This window comes from Burkholderia pseudomultivorans, assembly GCF_902499075.1.
GTDB classification, from domain to species: Bacteria; Pseudomonadota; Gammaproteobacteria; order Burkholderiales; family Burkholderiaceae; genus Burkholderia; species Burkholderia pseudomultivorans.
The window spans coordinates 35208-50526 of the sequence record NZ_CABVPP010000056.1 but is presented as its reverse complement, the minus strand read 5'-3'; the positions used below and the strand labels follow the sequence as shown (position 1 = coordinate 50526).

The following is a 15319-nucleotide window of genomic DNA, read 5'->3' as shown; positions in this document are numbered from 1 at the left end:
CAGGCCGCCGCCGCACCGGCGCCGGAAGCCGCGCCGCCCGCCGCCGATACGCCGGTCGCAGCCGAACCCGCGCCCGCACCGGCGGCCCAGGCCGCCGACATGCCGGCCGTGTCCGATCCGGCGAAGGACGCAGCGCCGGCTGCGGTCGACCAGCAGGCCGCACCTGCGGTGCCGGCCGCGCCGATTCCGGTGGCCGTGTCGACGAGCACGTCGTCGTAAGCAGCGGGTCCGGTCTCCGTGCGACCGGCATGCCGGTCGCACGGGCTTCCCCCGGACCTGCCGCACGACGATCGTTCCGGTTTGACGGGTGTTGGTCCCATCCCCGAGGTCAACACCTCTTTTTGCCTGACGAGGATGCAAGGAGGCCTCAATCATGAGGATCTTTTTGGTCGCTCTGCTGCTGTATAGCGCGCAAGCCGCTGCGCAGGCGGTTTTTCAGAACCCGGCGGTCTTTGTCATCCTGAGCGAACAGACCCTCGCGAATGCCGCGAGCGTTCAGCAGGCACTGACGACGCTCAACCGCGCGGACAACACCGCATGCATGCCGATGATGATGGTCGGCGATCCGCAGGTGATCTACATGGTGCCCGAGGCCGGCCACGCGCCGTCCTGGCAATCGCCGGTCTACGGACGCGGCGCGCCGTTCGATGCGCAGAACGGGCCTGCTCCGACGGGCAAGACGATCGGCGCGATGCAGCATGCCGAAGACATGCAGACGCAGCCGTGGGCCGACAGCGGCGCGATTACGCAGCGAATCGCAGGCGAATCGAGCGTGTCGGCGTCGAGCACGGTGAGCGACTGGCAGCGCGCCGGGCTCAACGCCATCGAGACCGCGCGCGCCGACGAAGTGACGGTGAACGGCAAGACCTACCGGGCTTACCAGCATGACATCAACCGGTCCGCGCAGCCTGTCGTCGAGCCGCAGGTCTACACGCAGCGCGTCATCTTCTGTCGATAGCGAGCCTTCAATCCGCGGACATGCCGGCGTCGCGCGGCGGGACTACGAGCCCGCGCACCCAGCGCAGCCGGCCTTCCCGATTACGACACGCGGCGAGGTCATCGTGAACCATTGCTGTTCGATCAGACTGTCCGGTCCGCAGGACGCCGAAGGCGACGCGTGCATGCCGCCGTTCGTCGCCGTGCGGCGCAACCAGGCGGCGCCGTCGCGGTCGCTCGTCTATCTGTCGCAGCGTCACGACCCGGGGCTCGTCGAGTGCCTCGCCGCGCGCGGCTGGGAAGTGTGGCGCGCCAGAACCGTTGCGGACGCACTGAATCTCGTTCGCGCGAACCGCCTGTATGCGGGCGTCGTCGACTTCGGCAGCTTCGCGTCGCCCGACGTCGCGGCCTTCGAGGCGCTGCTGCGCGATCCGCGGGTCGGCTGGGTCGCGCTGGCCGACGACGAACGTCTGAAGGAGGCCGCCATCTGCCGGCTGGTCCGGCAATGCTGTTTCGACTATGTGCGCAACGCGACGGCCTACACGACGATCGGCTATCTCGTCGGACATGCGTACGGGATGCTGAAGCTGTCGGAAAGCGATCCGGCCGAGGATGCCGTGCCGCCCGGCGGCGCGATGATCGGTGCATGCGACGCGATGCGCCGGCTGTTCGCGACGATCCGCAAGGTCGCGAACACCGACGCGACCGTGTTCGTCGCCGGCGAATCCGGCACCGGCAAGGAGCTGACGGCCGCGGCGATCCACCAGCACTCGGCGCGCGCCGACGCACCGTTCGTCGCGGTCAACTGCGCGGCCATTCCGTCGACGCTGCTGCAGGCGGAACTGTTCGGCTACGAGCGCGGTGCGTTTACCGGCGCGCATCAGCGCAAGATCGGCCGCATCGAGGCCGCGCACGGCGGCACGCTGTTCCTCGACGAAATCGGCGACATGCCGTTCGAGAGCCAGGCGAGCCTGCTGCGCTTCCTGCAGGAGGGGACGATCGAGCGGCTCGGCGCGCACGCGTCGATTCCGGTGGACGTGCGGATCGTGTCGGCGACCCATGTCGATCTCGACGCGGCGATGCGGGCAGGGCGGTTCCGCGCCGATCTCTATTACCGCCTGTGCGTGCTGCGCATCGACGAGCCGCCGCTGCGCACGCGCGGCCGCGACATCATGCTGCTCGCCGATCATGTGCTGCAGCGGTATCGCGGCGACAGTGCGCACCGGATTCGCGGCTTCATGCCTTGCGCGGTCGAGGCAATCCACAACTACGGATGGCCCGGCAACGTGCGCGAGCTGATCAACCGGATCCGGTTCGCGGTCGTGATGACGAACGGCCCGATGATCTCGGCCGCCGACCTGGAGCTGAACCAGTACACGTCGCGCCAGCCGCAGACGCTCGCCGAAGCACGCCGGCAGGCCGAGCGGCGCGCGATCGAGGAAACGCTGATGCGCCATCGCCACCAGCACGCGGACGTCGCGGCGGAACTCGGCATTTCACGTGCGACGCTGTACCGCCTGATGACCGCGCACGGGCTGCACGGCTGACGCGCGCGGCCGCTGCGGGGCCGCCCTGCGCATGAACGGGCGTCAGGCCGGCCGCGCGAATCCCGATTCGACCCAGCGGCCGGCGCTCGCCTTGTTGAGCTTGAACGCGGCCGACACCTTCGCGTCGGCGAGCAGTTCGCCGTACGGGTCGAACGCCTTGAGTTCGGCGTACGGCTCGATTTCGTCGGGCACGATGTCGAGCGTCACCGACACTTCCTGTTCGCCGGCCCACACCGTCACCTGCTTGTGCAGCATCGCGCGCCGCTGCTGCTCGTGCCGCATCAGCACCTCGGTCGCGGTCTTCACGAGCGTGCGGAACGCGTTCGCGTCCATCGGCTTCGGGTTCTTCTTGTCGCGGCCCATCGTCCACGGTCCGACCAGCGCGGGCTCGGCTTCGCCGTCCTTGATCATTTCGACGGCCCAGCCGTCGTCGTCCTCGTTCTTGATGATGCGGGCGGTCCAGCCGTTGTCGCGCCAGAGGCCGTCTTCGTGGATGCGGGTGTCGTCGGATGGGAGATCGGATTCGGTCATGGATGAAGCGGCGTGAGCGGGCGGCCGCGCAGCCGGGCACCGCGCGCGCTTGCGCCGGCTGCCCGCCGCCGGTTGCCCGGAATGGCATGCAAAGGCCGCAATTTTACCTGCTGATCCGCCGGCCGGCCCGTCGTCGCACCTATCGTCGGCCGACCGGACGATGCCGGACGCCGTCGTCCGATCGAACCGGCGCAAATATCAAACTCGTATTACGTCCTGGCGCGCCGATCGCGTGCTCGTCCGATATCGCGGCCGCGAACAGCTTCATAGAATGACTACCGGGCTAAAAATAGCCTGAAAACCGATTCGGCACCAATCCTGCCGGGCGTGCGCGTTTTCAGCCCGCGCCCGGCGCAACACATGGGACTGCGCATGGGGAAATTCAGTGTTCGCACCGTTTTCGCATATGACTGGCCGTTGACGCTGGCCGGCATGGAACATATCGCGGCCAGCGGGTCCGCGATCGAACTGGTCGGCGTCTATTCGACGACGCCCGAACTGGTCGCGTCGTTCGGCGTCGTCGACTGCGACGTCGTGCTTGCCGACTATTCGATGCGCGGCGACCGGCGTTTCGACGGCATCGCGCTGTTCGAATGGCTGCGCCGCACGCGTCCGGACGTCGGGATCGTCGCGCTGGTCGCGGACGAAAGCCCGGTGATCCTGCGCTCGATTCTCGCGTATGGCGGCGTGAGCATCGTCAGCAAGTTCGACGAAGTCGGCCATATCGTCACTGCGATCCATTCGGGCTACAGCGGCGGGTGCTATCTGTCGCCGCTCGTCAGGCGCGCGATCGAGTCGTCCTGCGAAGGCGAGCCCACGAAGCTGTCGGCGCGCGAAATCGAGGTGATCCGGCTCTATCTGGCCGGCATTCCGATCAAGACGATCGCGGAGCGGCTCAACAAGGGCAAGCAGACGGTCAGCGCGCAGAAGATCAGCGCGATGAAGAAGCTCGGCGTCAACAACGACGTCGAGCTGGTCCAGCATGCGGCGGGGCTCGGGCTGGGGCTCGTGCCCGTTCGCTCCGGCAGCGCGCGGGCGAACGCGCGCCACGTGGCGCGGCTCGACGAGTGAGGCGCGGCGGCGGTGCACCGCCGAACCGGATCGGTCAGGCCGGCAGCGCGAAGCGCGTGACCGCATCGCGCAGCGCCTCGGCCTGGTCGCGCAGCGAATGCGCGGCGGCCGCGGCCTGCTCGACGAGCGCGGCGTTCTGCTGCGTGACCTGATCCATCTCGCCCACCGCCCGATTGACCTGCTCGATGCCGGCGCTTTGCTCGCGCGACGCGTGGCTGATCTCGTCGAGGATCTCGTTGACGCGGCGCACCGACTGCACGATCTCCGCCATCGTCTCGCCCGCATGCGTAACGAGCGTCGCGCCGTGCTCGACGGTCTCGTTCGACGACACGATCAGCGACTTGATCTCCTTCGCGGCCGTCGCCGAGCGTTGCGCGAGCGAGCGCACCTCGGCCGCCACCACCGCGAAGCCGCGGCCCTGTTCGCCCGCGCGCGCGGCTTCGACGGCCGCATTCAGCGCGAGGATATTGGTCTGGAACGCGATGCCGTCGATCACGCCGATGATGTCGCCGATCTTGTGCGAGCGGTCGGTAATCTCGTTCATCGTGCGCACCACGTCGTCGACGACCGCGCTGCCGCGCGTGGCCACCTGCGCGGCCTGACCCGCGAGCGACGCGGCCTGCGCGGCGCTGTCCGCGTTCTGCTTCACGTTCGCGGTCATCTGGTCCATGCTCGACGCCGTCTGCACGAGCGCGGCCGCCTGTTCCTCGGTGCGCTGCGACAGGTCGGTGTTGCCGGACGCGATCTCGCTCGCGCCGACGTTGATGTTCTCGGTGCCGGCCCGCACGCGCGACACCATGTCGATCAGGCCGCCCTGCATCGTGTGCAGCGCGTGCATCAGGCTGCCGCGATCGTCGTGCTTCACGTCGACGCGCGCGGTCAGGTCGCCCTGCGCGATGCGCTGCGCGGCATCGAGCGCAGTCTCGAGTTCGCCGCCGAGGTTCGCGCGCACGCTCTTCAGCACGAGCACCATCACGACGGTCGCGAGCGCACCGAGCACGGCCGTCATCGCGAGCCAGCGGCCGATGCTCGCGAGCACGGCCGCGCGCACGTCGTCCATGTACATGCCGGTGACCAGATACCAGTCCCACGGCGCGAAACGCTGCACGGCGCTGGTCTTGTCCTGCGGCTTGTCGGCGCCCGGCTTCGGCCACAGATATTCGACGAAGCCCTTGCCGCCCGCCGCGTTGCCGGCCTTCACGATCTCGACGAACAGGTGCTTGCCGTTCGGGTCCGCGAAATTCGACACGTCCTTGCCGTTCAGCTCGGTCTTGATCGGATGCATCACGATCACCGGCTTCGAATCGTTGATCGAGATATAGCCGTCCGTGCCGTAACGCATCGCGGCGATCGCGTCCAGCGCCTTCTGCTTCGCATCGGCCTCGGACATCGCATTCTGCTGCGACAGCTTGTAGTAGCGGTCGGCGACGTTGGTCGCCTGCTCGACCAGCGACGCGAGCTGGTCGCGGCGGCTGTCGATCATCGACGCGCGTGTCTGCCATGCGCCGAGCCCGGCGATCACGAGCAGGCCGAGCCACAGGATGACGATCATCGAGGCGAGTTTCTGATTCAGGGTAAGAGTGCGCATGGTGATAGGGTCGGTCGGTCGAACAGGCTCGCCGTAACGGCGTGACGGGATAAGTGTTTGACGGCGCGCAACGATCGCGGCCGCAGGCGGGAAATCCCTTAGTCGACCGGGCGACCGGATGCGCGGCGCGAAAGCCGTCGACGCGCGCAAGGTTATCTATGCATATACATAAAGCGGATCGCTATACTGTCGACGAACTGGCGCTACTGGCCCGATCGGGTGCGCCGAACCAAGCCGAAAGGAGGCAACGATGCGAATTCTGGTAGTGGGCGCCGGCGCGGTCGGCGGGTACTTTGGCGGCCGGCTTGCGGCGGCGGGGCGCGACGTGACGTTTCTCGTGCGCGAAGCACGCGCGGCGGCGCTGGCCCGCGACGGGCTCGTGATCCGCAGTCCGCGCGGCGATCTGACGCTGAAGGACGTGCAGACCGTGCGCGCGGGTGACGCGGGCGCCGGCGTCGCGCCGTTCGACCTCGTGCTGCTGAGCTGCAAGGCATACAGCCTCGATGATGCGATTGCGTCGTTCGCGCCGTTCGTCGGGCCGCAGACGCTGATCCTGCCGATGCTGAACGGCATGCGTCATCTTGACGTGCTGCGCGAGCGCTTCGGCGCCGCGCAGGTGCTCGGCGGGCTGTGCGTGATCGCGGCGACGCTCGATCGCGAGCAGCGCATCGTGCACCTGAACGACACGCACGGCGTGACCTTCGGCGAACTCGCGGGCGGCGAGTCGCCGCGCGTGCGCGCGCTGGCCGGCGTGCTCGGCGGCGCGGGCTTCGATGCGACGCTCAGCGACGACATTGCCGCGCGGATGTGGGACAAGTGGGTGTTTCTTGCGACGCTCGCCGCGAGCACGTCGCTGTTCCGCGGCTCGGTGGGCGACATTCTCGCGGCGCCGGACGGTCGCCGCCTGCTCGAGACGATGCTCGACGAATGCAGCGCGATCGCCGCGCACAACGGCTACCGGCCCGACCCCGTCGCGATCGAGCGGATGCAGCGGATGGTGCTGACGCCGTCGCCGCTGACCGCGTCGATGCTGCGCGACGTCGAGAACCGGGCGCGCGTGGAGGCCGATCACGTGCTCGGCGATTTGCTCGCGCGCCGCGATCCGCAGGCGGGCGACGCGCTGTCGCTGCTGCGGATCGCGTACAACCATCTGAAGACTTACGAAGCGCGCGTCGCGCGGGAAAGTTCGGCCGCGTGAGCGCCGCGAGGAGCGACGGGCGTCCGGTCATGACGGCGGACGCCGCGCCGCTTTCTGCATTGCACAAATTTTCCGCCGGGCGCCATTCCCGGCCGGAATACGCAAAAAAGTATCGAAAATCAGGCGTAAAGTTGGTGGAGTCGCGCGCGCGACCGACCTACATTGTTTCCCATGCGACCGGTCCGCGTCGCCGCGCAAAACAGGTGAAATCCGGCGGCGGACGAGCGAACAGCCGAACAGGCCGGCCAGCGAGACATCGGAATGGAGACGCCAACGATGATGCACCCCGATCTGGAAGTGGTCGAAGTGCGACGCGACGAGTCGTTCAAGGTCTGGTCGCACGGCTACCCGTATCGCACGATCCGCTGGCACTTCCATCCCGAGTTTGAACTGCACCTGATCGTCGCGACGCACGGCAAGTACTTCGTCGGCGACCACATCGGCTCGTTCGGCCCAGGCCATCTCGTGCTGCTCGGCCCGAACCTGCCGCACAACTGGGTCAGCGACATGGCCGCAGGCGAAACCGTCGAGCGCCGCAACCTGGTGATCCAGTTCGATCGCGAGTTCGTGCGCCGCTGCATGGACGCGTTTCCCGAATGCCGCGACGCGCAGGCGCTGCTCGACGATGCGCGGCGCGGCGTCGGCTTCGATGCGGCGACGAGTGCCGCGATCGCGCCGCTGTTCGACGAATTGCTGACGGCGCGCAGGATGCGCCGCATCGCGCTGTTCATGACGATCCTCGAACGGCTCTGCGTGGCGGCCGAGCGCACGCTGCTCGCGAGTCCCGCGTACGACCAGGCCGACGTCACGCCTACACGGCTCAGCCACGCGCTGTCGTACATCGGCAAGAACCTCGCGTCCGAGCTGCGCGAATCCGAGCTCGCGCAGCTGAGCGGGCAGAGCGTCAGCGCGTTCTCGCGCGCGTTCCATCGCCATACCGGCTTGCCGTTCGTGCAGTACGTGAACCGGCTGCGAATCGAGGCCGCGTGCCAGATGCTGCTCGCCGACGACGCGAACATCACCGATATCTGCTTCCAGTCGGGCTTCAACAACGTGTCGAACTTCAACCGCCAGTTTCGCGCGGTGAAGGGGATGACGCCGTCCGAATTTCGCGCGCTGCAGCGCCTGAACGCGTGCAGCCGCGAGCTGGCGCTGCATGCCGCGCCGACCGGCAATCCGCGCCCTCCGCGCGTGGTGACGCCCGGCGTGCCCGAACTCGCCCCGCAGCCCGGATGATCGCGGGGCTACCGCCCGGCCTGATCTTTCCCTGCCGTTTCAACCCGCCGATCGCGCCGCTCACGACGCGAGGGGCTTGCTCAACCGCGAAAAAGCCGTACACATAACTGGAGACGCCGTCATGACACACGCATTGCCCGCCTCATCGCCCCGCCGTGCCGCCCGAATCGCGACCTGCACCGCGCTCGCCGCCGCGGCTTTGCTGCTTGCCGCCGCACCGGTCGCGCAGGCCGCGCCGCTGCGCATCGGCATGACGTTTCAGGAACTGAACAACCCGTATTTCGTGACGATGCAGAAGGCGCTGAACGACGCGGCTGCGTCGATCGGCGCGCAGGTCGTTGTTACCGACGCGCATCATGACGTCAGCAAGCAGGTCGGCGACGTCGAGGACATGCTGCAGAAGAAGATCGACATCCTGCTCGTGAACCCGACCGACTCGACCGGCATCCAGTCCGCGATCACGCAGGCGAAGAAGGCGGGCGCGGTGGTCGTGGCCGTCGACGCGAACGCGAACGGCCCCGTCGATTCGTTCGTCGGCTCGAAGAACTACGACGCGGGCGTGATGTCGTGCGACTACCTTGCGAAGGCGATCGGCGGCAGCGGCGAAGTCGCGATCCTCGACGGCATCCCGGTCGTGCCGATTCTCGAGCGCGTGCGCGGCTGCAAGGCCGGGCTCGCGAAATACCCGAACGTGAAGCTCGTCGACACGCAGAACGGCAAGCAGGAGCGCGCGACCGCACTGTCGGTGACCGAGAACATGATCTCCGCGCACCCGAAGCTGAAGGGCATCTTCAGCGTCAACGACGGCGGCGCGATGGGCGCGCTCGCCGCGATCGAGGGCTCCGGCAAGGACATCAGGCTGACGAGCGTCGACGGCGCGCCCGAGGCGATCGCCGCGATCCAGAAGCCGAATTCGAAGTTCATCGAGACGACCGCGCAATTCCCGGCCGACCAGGTGCGCATCGCGCTCGGCATCGCGATCGCGCGCAAGTGGGGCGCGACGGTGCCGAAGGCAATCCCGGTCGACGTGAAGGTCGTCGACCGCAGCAATGCGAAGGGCTTCAGCTGGTGAACGACCTGCGACGCGGCGCGAAGGGCGGCGGCCCGGCCGACACCCTTCGGACGGAGAGACCGATGGACACGATACTCAGGCTCAGCCACATCACGAAAAGCTTTCCGGGCGTGAAAGCGCTGTCGGATATTGATCTGGACATCGCCCGCGGCGAGATCCATGCGCTGCTTGGCGAGAACGGCGCGGGCAAGTCGACGCTGATGAAGATCCTGTGCGGTATTCATCAGCCGGATGCCGGCACGATCGAGATCGACGGCGTCGTGCGCCATTTCGCGAACTATCACGACGCGGTGGCGGCAGGCGTCGGCATCGTGTTTCAGGAATTCAGCCTGATCCCGCACCTCGACGCGGTCGACAACCTGTTTCTCGGTCGCGAGCTGCGCGGACGCTGGGGCTTGCGCGACCGCGCGCGGATGCGGCGCACGGCCGCCGGCCTGTTCGCTCGGCTCGGCGTGTCGATCGATCTCGATGCGCCGATCGGCACGCTGTCGGTCGCGCAGCAGCAGTTCGTCGAGATCGGCAAGGCGTTGTCGCTCGACGCGCGCCTGCTGATTCTCGACGAGCCGACCGCGACGCTCACGCCGGCCGAGGCCGAACACCTGTTCGCGATCATGCGCGAGCTGAAGCGGCAGGGTGTGGCGATGATCTTCATCTCGCACCACCTCGACGAAATCTTCGCGGTGTGCGACCGCATCACGGTGCTGCGCGACGGCCAGTACGTCGCGACCACCGACGTCGCGCGCACCGACGTCGAGCAGCTGGTGCGGATGATGGTCGGGCGGCGGATCGAGAGCAGTTTCCCGCCGAAGCCCGCACGCGCGGCCGATGCGCAGCGGGTGCTGGAGGTCGCGGAACTGCAGATCGAACGCGACGGCCCCGTGAACCGTTTCGCGCTGCATGCGGGCGAGATCCTCGGGTTCGCCGGACTGGTCGGCTCCGGCCGCACCGAAACCGCGCTCGCGGTGATCGGCGCGATGCGCGCGCACCGCAAGGATGTGCGCGTGCGCGGCACCGCCGCGAAGCTGAAGGATCCGGCCGACGCGCTGCGCGCGGGCATCGGCATCCTGCCGGAAAGCCGCAAGACGGAAGGGCTCGTCACGTCGTTCTCGATCCGCGACAACATCTCGTTGAACAACCTCGGCAAGTACCGGTCGATGCGCTGGCTGATCGACCGCCGCGGCGAGGCGCGCACGACGCACGACGTGATGCGGCGCGTCGGCGTGAAGGCGCCGTCGATCCACACCGAAGTCGCGACGCTCTCCGGCGGCAATCAGCAGAAGGTCGTGATCGCGCGCTGGCTCAATCATCACGCCACGGTGCTGATCTTCGACGAGCCGACGCGCGGCATCGACGTCGGCGCGAAAGCGGAAATCTACGGGCTGATGCGCGAACTCACCGCACGCGGCTACGCCATCATCATGATCTCGTCCGAGCTGCCGGAAATCGTCGGCATGTGCGATCGCGTCGCCGTGTTCCGGCAAGGCCGCATCGAGGCGACGCTCGCCGGCGACGAGATCGATCCCGACGCGGTCATGACCTATGCCACTGCCGGCACGCGAGGAGCGGCCCATGAAACTGCCTGATTCTCCTTCCTCTTCCACGCCTTCCACGACGCTCGCGGCCGCCGCCGGCAACGGCGACGCACCGCCGCCCCGCGCGATATGGACCCAGTTGCGGCGCTCGACGCTGTTCTATCCGCTCGTCGGCCTCGTCGTCGTATGCATCGCGATGATGATCGCGAGCCCGGGCTTCCTGTCGGCTGCGAACCTGGAAAACGTGCTGCGGCAGGTGTCGATCAACGCGATCATCGCGGTCGGCATGACTTGCGTGATCCTGACCGGCGGGATCGACCTGTCGGTCGGCTCGGTGATGGCGCTGTCGGGCACGCTCGCGGCCGGGCTGATGGTCGCGGGCGTCAACGCGGTCGCCGCGCTCGCGATCGGCATCGCGGTCGGCTTCGGGTTCGGCTTCCTGAACGGCGTGTTCGTCGCGTTCGCCGGAATGCCGCCGATCATCGTCACGCTCGCGACGATGGGCATCGCGCGCGGTCTCGCGCTGATCTACACGGGCGGCTATCCGATCGACGGGCTGCCCGACTGGGTCGCGTTCTTCGGCAGCGGCAAGGTGCTCGGCATCCAGGCGCCGGTGCTCATCATGCTGGTGGTCTATGTGATCGCGTGGCTGCTGCTTGAGCGCATGCCGTTCGGCCGCTATGTCTATGCGATCGGCGGCAACGAGCAGGCGACACGCCTCACCGGCGTGCGCGTCGCGCGCGTGAAGCTGATTGTCTACACGCTGGCCGGCGTGACGTCGGCGCTCGCCGCGATCGTGCTCACCGGCCGGCTGATGAGCGGCCAGCCGAACGCGGGCGTCGGTTTCGAGCTCGACGCGATCGCGGCCGTCGTGATGGGCGGCACGTCGATCTCGGGCGGCCGCGGGGCGATTCTCGGCACGCTGGTCGGTGCGCTGCTGCTCGGCGTGCTCAACAACGGGCTGAACATGATCGGCGTGAATCCCTACGTGCAGAACGTGATCAAGGGCGGAATCATTCTGCTCGCGATTTATATCAGTCGCGAGCGGGCGCGATAGCGGACCTGCCCGACGCAGGACGAATTTTTCATCTTCAACGAACGAGACAACTCATGACGACACCCGAAGCCCCGCCGCGGATGACCGCGGTCGTCTGCCACGGCCCCGAGGACTATCGCGTCGAACAGGTCGAGAAGCCGCGCGCGGGCTCGAACGAGCTCGTGATCCGCATCGCCGCGTGCGGGATCTGTGCGAGCGACTGCAAGTGCTATACGGGCGCGAAGATGTTCTGGGGCGGCCCGAATCCGTGGGTGAAGGCGCCCGTGATTCCCGGCCATGAATTCTTCGGCTACGTCGAGGTGCTCGGCGACGGCGCGGCCGAACACTTCGGCGTCGCGCCCGGCGATCGCGTGATCGCCGAGCAGATCGTGCCGTGCGGCAAGTGCCGCTACTGCAAGTCCGGCCAGTACTGGATGTGCGAGGTGCACAACATCTTCGGCTTCCAGCGCGAGGTGGCCGACGGCGGGATGGCCGAATACATGCGCATTCCGCCGACCGCGATCGTCCACAAGATTCCGCTTGGCGTATCGCTCGAGGATGCTGCAATCATCGAACCGTTGTCGTGCGCGATCCATACGGTGAACCGCGGCGACCTTCAGCTCGACGACGTCGTCGTGATCGCGGGCGCCGGGCCGCTCGGGCTGATGATGACGCAGGTCGCCCACCTGAAGACGCCGAAGAAGCTCGTCGTGATCGACCTGATCGACGAGCGGCTCGCGCTCGCGCGCGAGTACGGCGCCGACGTGACGATCAACCCGAAGCACGACGATGCGCGCGAGATCGTTCGCGCGCTCACCGACGGCTACGGCTGCGACGTCTACATCGAAACGACCGGCGCGCCGGTCGGCGTGAACCAGGGGCTCGACCTGATCCGCAAGCTCGGGCGCTTCGTCGAATTCAGCGTGTTCGGCGAGGACACGACCGCCGACTGGTCGATCATCGGCGATCGCAAGGAACTCGACGTGCGCGGCGCGCATCTGGGCCCTTACTGTTATCCGGTGGCGATCGACCTGCTCGCGCGCGGGCTCGTCACGTCGAAGGGTATCGTCACGCACGGTTTCGCGCTGGAGGACTGGGACGACGCGATCCGCGTCGCGAAATCGCCCGAATCGATCAAGGTACTGCTGAAGCCGGCCCGCTGACGGCCGACGTGCGCCTTACCGGAGACATCATGGAATACGTTATTGGCGTCGACATCGGCACGCAGAGCACCAAGGCGCTGCTCGTCGACCGGCACGGCACGATCGTTGCGCGGCGCTCGGCCGGCTATCGGCCCGATACGCCGCGCCCGCTGTGGGCCGAGCAATGGCCGCAGGTGTGGTTCGACGCGGTGCTCGACTGCATCGCCGGCTGTGTCGACGATGCGCGCGCGCAGGGCGTGCCGGCCGACGCGATCCGCGCGGTATGCGTGAGCAGCCTGTACGGCGGCTCGGGCGTTCCGGTCGACAGCGAGATGCGGCCGATCCATCCGTGCCTGATCTGGATGGACCGGCGCGCGACCGCGGAAGTCGACTGGGTGAACGGGAACGTGAACGTCGGGCGGCTGCGCGCGATCACGGGCAACGGCGTGGACAGCTACTACGGCTTCACGAAGATGCTGTGGCTGCGCGAACAGCGACCGGAGGCATGGGCGAACGTGCGTTATTTCCTGCCGCCGAACGCGTACGTGATCTACCTGCTGACCGGCGAGGTCGCGGTCGATCACAGCTCGGCCGGCAACCTCGGCGGCGTGTACGACGTCGCGCGTCGCGAGTGGTCGGACGACGCGCTCGACATGCTCGGCATTCCGGCGACGATGATGCCGGAGCGGCTCGTCGATTCGACGGAGATCGTCGGCGGGCTGCTGTCGCAGTGGACCGAACGGCTTGGGCTGCTCGCCGGCACGCCGATCGTCGCGGGCGGCGTCGATGCGGCCGTCGCGACGTTCGCGGCCGGCGCGACGCGCACCGGGCAGCACGTCGCGATGATCGGCACCAGCATGTGCTGGGGCTACGTGAGCCAGCACGTCGATGCGCGTCACGGGCTCGTCAGCATGCCGCACGTGTTCGACGGGCAGCGCGACCTGTATGTGTTCGGCGGCGCGATTACGGCCGGCGCATCGGTCGCATGGTTTCGCGACCAGTTTTGCCGCGCGGAGATCGATGCGGCGCGTGCGTTGCCGCACGGCGATCCGCACGTGCTGCTCGAGGAAGCGGCCGCGCGCGTGCCGGCTGGCGCGGACGGCGTGCTGTTCCTGCCGTATCTGATGGGCGAACGCAGTCCGGTGTGGGACGCGAAGGCGAGCGGCGCGTTCGTCGGGCTGAGCCTCGCGCATACGCGGGCGCACCTGTATCGCGCGGTGCTCGAAGGCGTCGCGTTCGCGCTTCGACACAACATCGAGGCCGGCCGCCGCGGCGCGGCCGTGCTCGACGACCGCTTGATCGTCGTCGGCGGTGCCGCGCACTCCGCGCTGTGGATGCAGATCATCGCGGACGTGACAGGTTTTCCGGTGTGGACGATCGAAGAGGACGTCGAAGCCGCGATGGGCGCCGCGCTGCTGGCGGCGGTCGGGGCCGGGCTCGTGTCGAGGCAGGATGCGCAGGGCGGCTGGGTCACGCTGGTCGAGCGCGCGCGCCCCGATCCCGCGCGCGCAGGCCTGTATGCGGCGCGCTTCGAGCTCTACACATCGTCGTATCCGGCACTCCGGCCGATCATGCACGGGCTGCAGACACCATCATGAAGACGCGATTCGATTTCGACGGTTCACGGGTGCTCGTCACGGGCGCATCGAGCGGGATCGGGCGTGCTTGCGCGGTCGCGTTGGCGCAGGCGGGTGCACAGGTCGTCGCGGCGGCGCGCGACGCGGCCGCGCTCGATGCGCTCGCCGGCGAGACCGGGTGCGATACGCTGCGCGTCGATCTCGGCGGCGACGAGCAGGCGATCGATACCGCACTCGCGGCACAGGCCGCGTTCGACGGGCTCGTCAATTGCGCGGGCGTCGCGTCGCTCGAGCCGTCGCTCGAAATCAGCGCGGCAAGCTTCGATCGGGTCATGGCCGTGAATGCGCGCGGCGCGGCGCTGGTCGCACGATCCGTCGCGCGGAAGATGATCGCGCGCGACGGCGGCGGCGGTCGCGGCAGCGGCGGTGAGCGTGCAGGCGGCAGCATCGTCAACGTATCGAGTCAGGCCGCGCTCGTCGGCTTGCCCGCGCATCTGAGCTATTGCGCGTCGAAGGCGGCGATGGATGCGATCACGCGCGTGCTGTGCATCGAGCTCGGGCCGCACGGGATTCGCGTGAACAGCGTGAACCCGACCGTCACGCTCACGCCGATGGCGCAGTTCGCGTGGAGCGAGCCGGAGAAACGCGCGCCGATGCTGGCGTCGATTCCGCTGGGACGATTCGCGGAGCCCGACGAGGTGGTCGCGCCGATCCTGTTCCTGCTGAGCGATGCGGCGTCGATGATCAGCGGCGCGTCGTTGCCGATCGATGGCGGATATACGGCGCGATAGCCGCTTTGGCGCGCAGTCGATGTTCGCCGGGAAATCAGGGGCGCAAGCCGGTGACGGCTGCG

The 15319-nt window shown here is 68.0% G+C and carries 13 protein-coding genes and 1 pseudogene; 12 read left to right on the top strand and 2 right to left on the bottom strand.

All coding sequences use genetic code 11. From position 1 onward, the window contains the following. From BST28156_RS27665 to BST28156_RS27655, 3 genes and pseudogenes are all read left to right on the top strand, one after another. Positions 1 to 219 (top strand): annotated as a pseudogene (locus BST28156_RS27665) (chemotaxis protein CheA); the annotation flags it as partial. Between the two features lie 154 nt (positions 220 to 373). Continuing rightward, positions 374 to 958: a hypothetical protein gene (locus BST28156_RS27660; RefSeq protein WP_060241374.1), complete on the top strand. Its 585-nt coding sequence runs from the start codon at positions 374 to 376 to the stop codon at positions 956 to 958. Between the two features lie 163 nt (positions 959 to 1121). Continuing rightward, positions 1122 to 2483 (top strand): sigma-54 dependent transcriptional regulator, encoded by a 1362-nt coding sequence (locus BST28156_RS27655; RefSeq protein WP_174903887.1) that lies wholly within the window; start codon positions 1122 to 1124, stop codon positions 2481 to 2483. 42 nt (positions 2484 to 2525) lie between these two features. Here BST28156_RS27655 and BST28156_RS27650 read toward each other — a convergent pair whose 3' ends face one another. After that, positions 2526 to 3014 carry a hypothetical protein gene (locus BST28156_RS27650; RefSeq protein WP_040131284.1) on the bottom strand — a complete coding sequence of 163 codons (489 nt, stop codon included), beginning with the start codon at positions 3012 to 3014 and terminating at the stop codon, positions 2526 to 2528. 372 nt (positions 3015 to 3386) lie between these two features. On the opposite strand from BST28156_RS27650, the gene BST28156_RS27645 reads away from it, so the two are divergent. Beyond that, positions 3387 to 4085, top strand: a complete 699-nt coding sequence (locus tag BST28156_RS27645) for a LuxR C-terminal-related transcriptional regulator (protein ID WP_174903886.1) — start codon at positions 3387 to 3389, stop codon at positions 4083 to 4085. Positions 4086 to 4119: 34 nt separating this feature from the next. Here the strand turns inward: BST28156_RS27645 and BST28156_RS27640 are convergent, their stop codons facing one another. Continuing rightward, positions 4120 to 5673: a methyl-accepting chemotaxis protein gene (locus tag BST28156_RS27640; protein WP_174903885.1), complete on the bottom strand. Its 1554-nt coding sequence runs from the start codon at positions 5671 to 5673 to the stop codon at positions 4120 to 4122. 250 nt (positions 5674 to 5923) lie between these two features. On the opposite strand from BST28156_RS27640, the gene panE reads away from it, so the two are divergent. From panE to BST28156_RS27600, 8 genes are all read left to right on the top strand, one after another. Further along, positions 5924 to 6871, top strand: coding sequence for a 2-dehydropantoate 2-reductase (panE, locus tag BST28156_RS27635; protein WP_174903884.1), 948 nt, complete (start codon positions 5924 to 5926; stop codon positions 6869 to 6871). Positions 6872 to 7147: 276 nt separating this feature from the next. Further along, complete coding sequence (locus BST28156_RS27630) at positions 7148 to 8107, top strand: AraC family transcriptional regulator (protein WP_174903883.1); 960 nt, start codon at positions 7148 to 7150, stop codon at positions 8105 to 8107. A 121-nt stretch (positions 8108 to 8228) separates the two neighbouring features. Continuing rightward, entirely contained in the window at positions 8229 to 9179 is a 951-nt protein-coding gene (locus BST28156_RS27625) for a substrate-binding domain-containing protein (protein ID WP_174903882.1), read from the top strand. 62 nt (positions 9180 to 9241) lie between these two features. Next, a complete protein-coding gene (locus tag BST28156_RS27620) occupies positions 9242 to 10762 on the top strand; it encodes a sugar ABC transporter ATP-binding protein (protein WP_174903881.1) in 1521 nt (506 codons plus the stop codon). Further along, positions 10749 to 11768: an ABC transporter permease gene (locus BST28156_RS27615; RefSeq protein ID WP_174903880.1), complete on the top strand. Its 1020-nt coding sequence runs from the start codon at positions 10749 to 10751 to the stop codon at positions 11766 to 11768. Before BST28156_RS27620 ends, BST28156_RS27615 begins: the two co-directional genes overlap by 14 nt. Positions 11769 to 11821: 53 nt before the next feature. Beyond that, complete coding sequence (locus BST28156_RS27610; RefSeq protein ID WP_174903879.1) at positions 11822 to 12910, top strand: alcohol dehydrogenase catalytic domain-containing protein; 1089 nt, start codon at positions 11822 to 11824, stop codon at positions 12908 to 12910. A 29-nt stretch (positions 12911 to 12939) separates the two neighbouring features. Continuing rightward, complete coding sequence (locus tag BST28156_RS27605) at positions 12940 to 14487, top strand: FGGY-family carbohydrate kinase (RefSeq protein WP_174903878.1); 1548 nt, start codon at positions 12940 to 12942, stop codon at positions 14485 to 14487. Beyond that, positions 14484 to 15257, top strand: a complete 774-nt coding sequence (locus BST28156_RS27600; protein WP_174903877.1) for an SDR family oxidoreductase — start codon at positions 14484 to 14486, stop codon at positions 15255 to 15257. The genes BST28156_RS27605 and BST28156_RS27600 overlap by 4 nt, the downstream gene beginning before the upstream one ends. Positions 15258 to 15319 lie beyond the last annotated feature (62 nt).

Bases quoted from the DNA above. Each gene is read 5' to 3' on its own strand.
- BST28156_RS27640 (WP_174903885.1), bottom strand. From the start codon at position 5,673: ATGCGCACTCTTACCCTGAATCAGAAACTCGCCTCGATGATCGTCATC.
- BST28156_RS27610 (WP_174903879.1), top strand. From the start codon at position 11,822: ATGACGACACCCGAAGCCCCGCCGCGGATGACCGCGGTCGTCTGCCAC.
- BST28156_RS27645 (WP_174903886.1), top strand. From the start codon at position 3,387: ATGGGGAAATTCAGTGTTCGCACCGTTTTCGCATATGACTGGCCGTTG.
- BST28156_RS27650 (WP_040131284.1), bottom strand. From the start codon at position 3,014: ATGACCGAATCCGATCTCCCATCCGACGACACCCGCATCCACGAAGAC.
- BST28156_RS27600 (WP_174903877.1), top strand. From the start codon at position 14,484: ATGAAGACGCGATTCGATTTCGACGGTTCACGGGTGCTCGTCACGGGC.
- BST28156_RS27620 (WP_174903881.1), top strand. From the start codon at position 9,242: ATGGACACGATACTCAGGCTCAGCCACATCACGAAAAGCTTTCCGGGC.
- panE (WP_174903884.1), top strand. From the start codon at position 5,924: ATGCGAATTCTGGTAGTGGGCGCCGGCGCGGTCGGCGGGTACTTTGGC.
- BST28156_RS27625 (WP_174903882.1), top strand. From the start codon at position 8,229: ATGACACACGCATTGCCCGCCTCATCGCCCCGCCGTGCCGCCCGAATC.
- BST28156_RS27630 (WP_174903883.1), top strand. From the start codon at position 7,148: ATGATGCACCCCGATCTGGAAGTGGTCGAAGTGCGACGCGACGAGTCG.
- BST28156_RS27605 (WP_174903878.1), top strand. From the start codon at position 12,940: ATGGAATACGTTATTGGCGTCGACATCGGCACGCAGAGCACCAAGGCG.
- BST28156_RS27615 (WP_174903880.1), top strand. From the start codon at position 10,749: ATGAAACTGCCTGATTCTCCTTCCTCTTCCACGCCTTCCACGACGCTC.
- BST28156_RS27655 (WP_174903887.1), top strand. From the start codon at position 1,122: ATGCCGCCGTTCGTCGCCGTGCGGCGCAACCAGGCGGCGCCGTCGCGG.
- BST28156_RS27660 (WP_060241374.1), top strand. From the start codon at position 374: ATGAGGATCTTTTTGGTCGCTCTGCTGCTGTATAGCGCGCAAGCCGCT.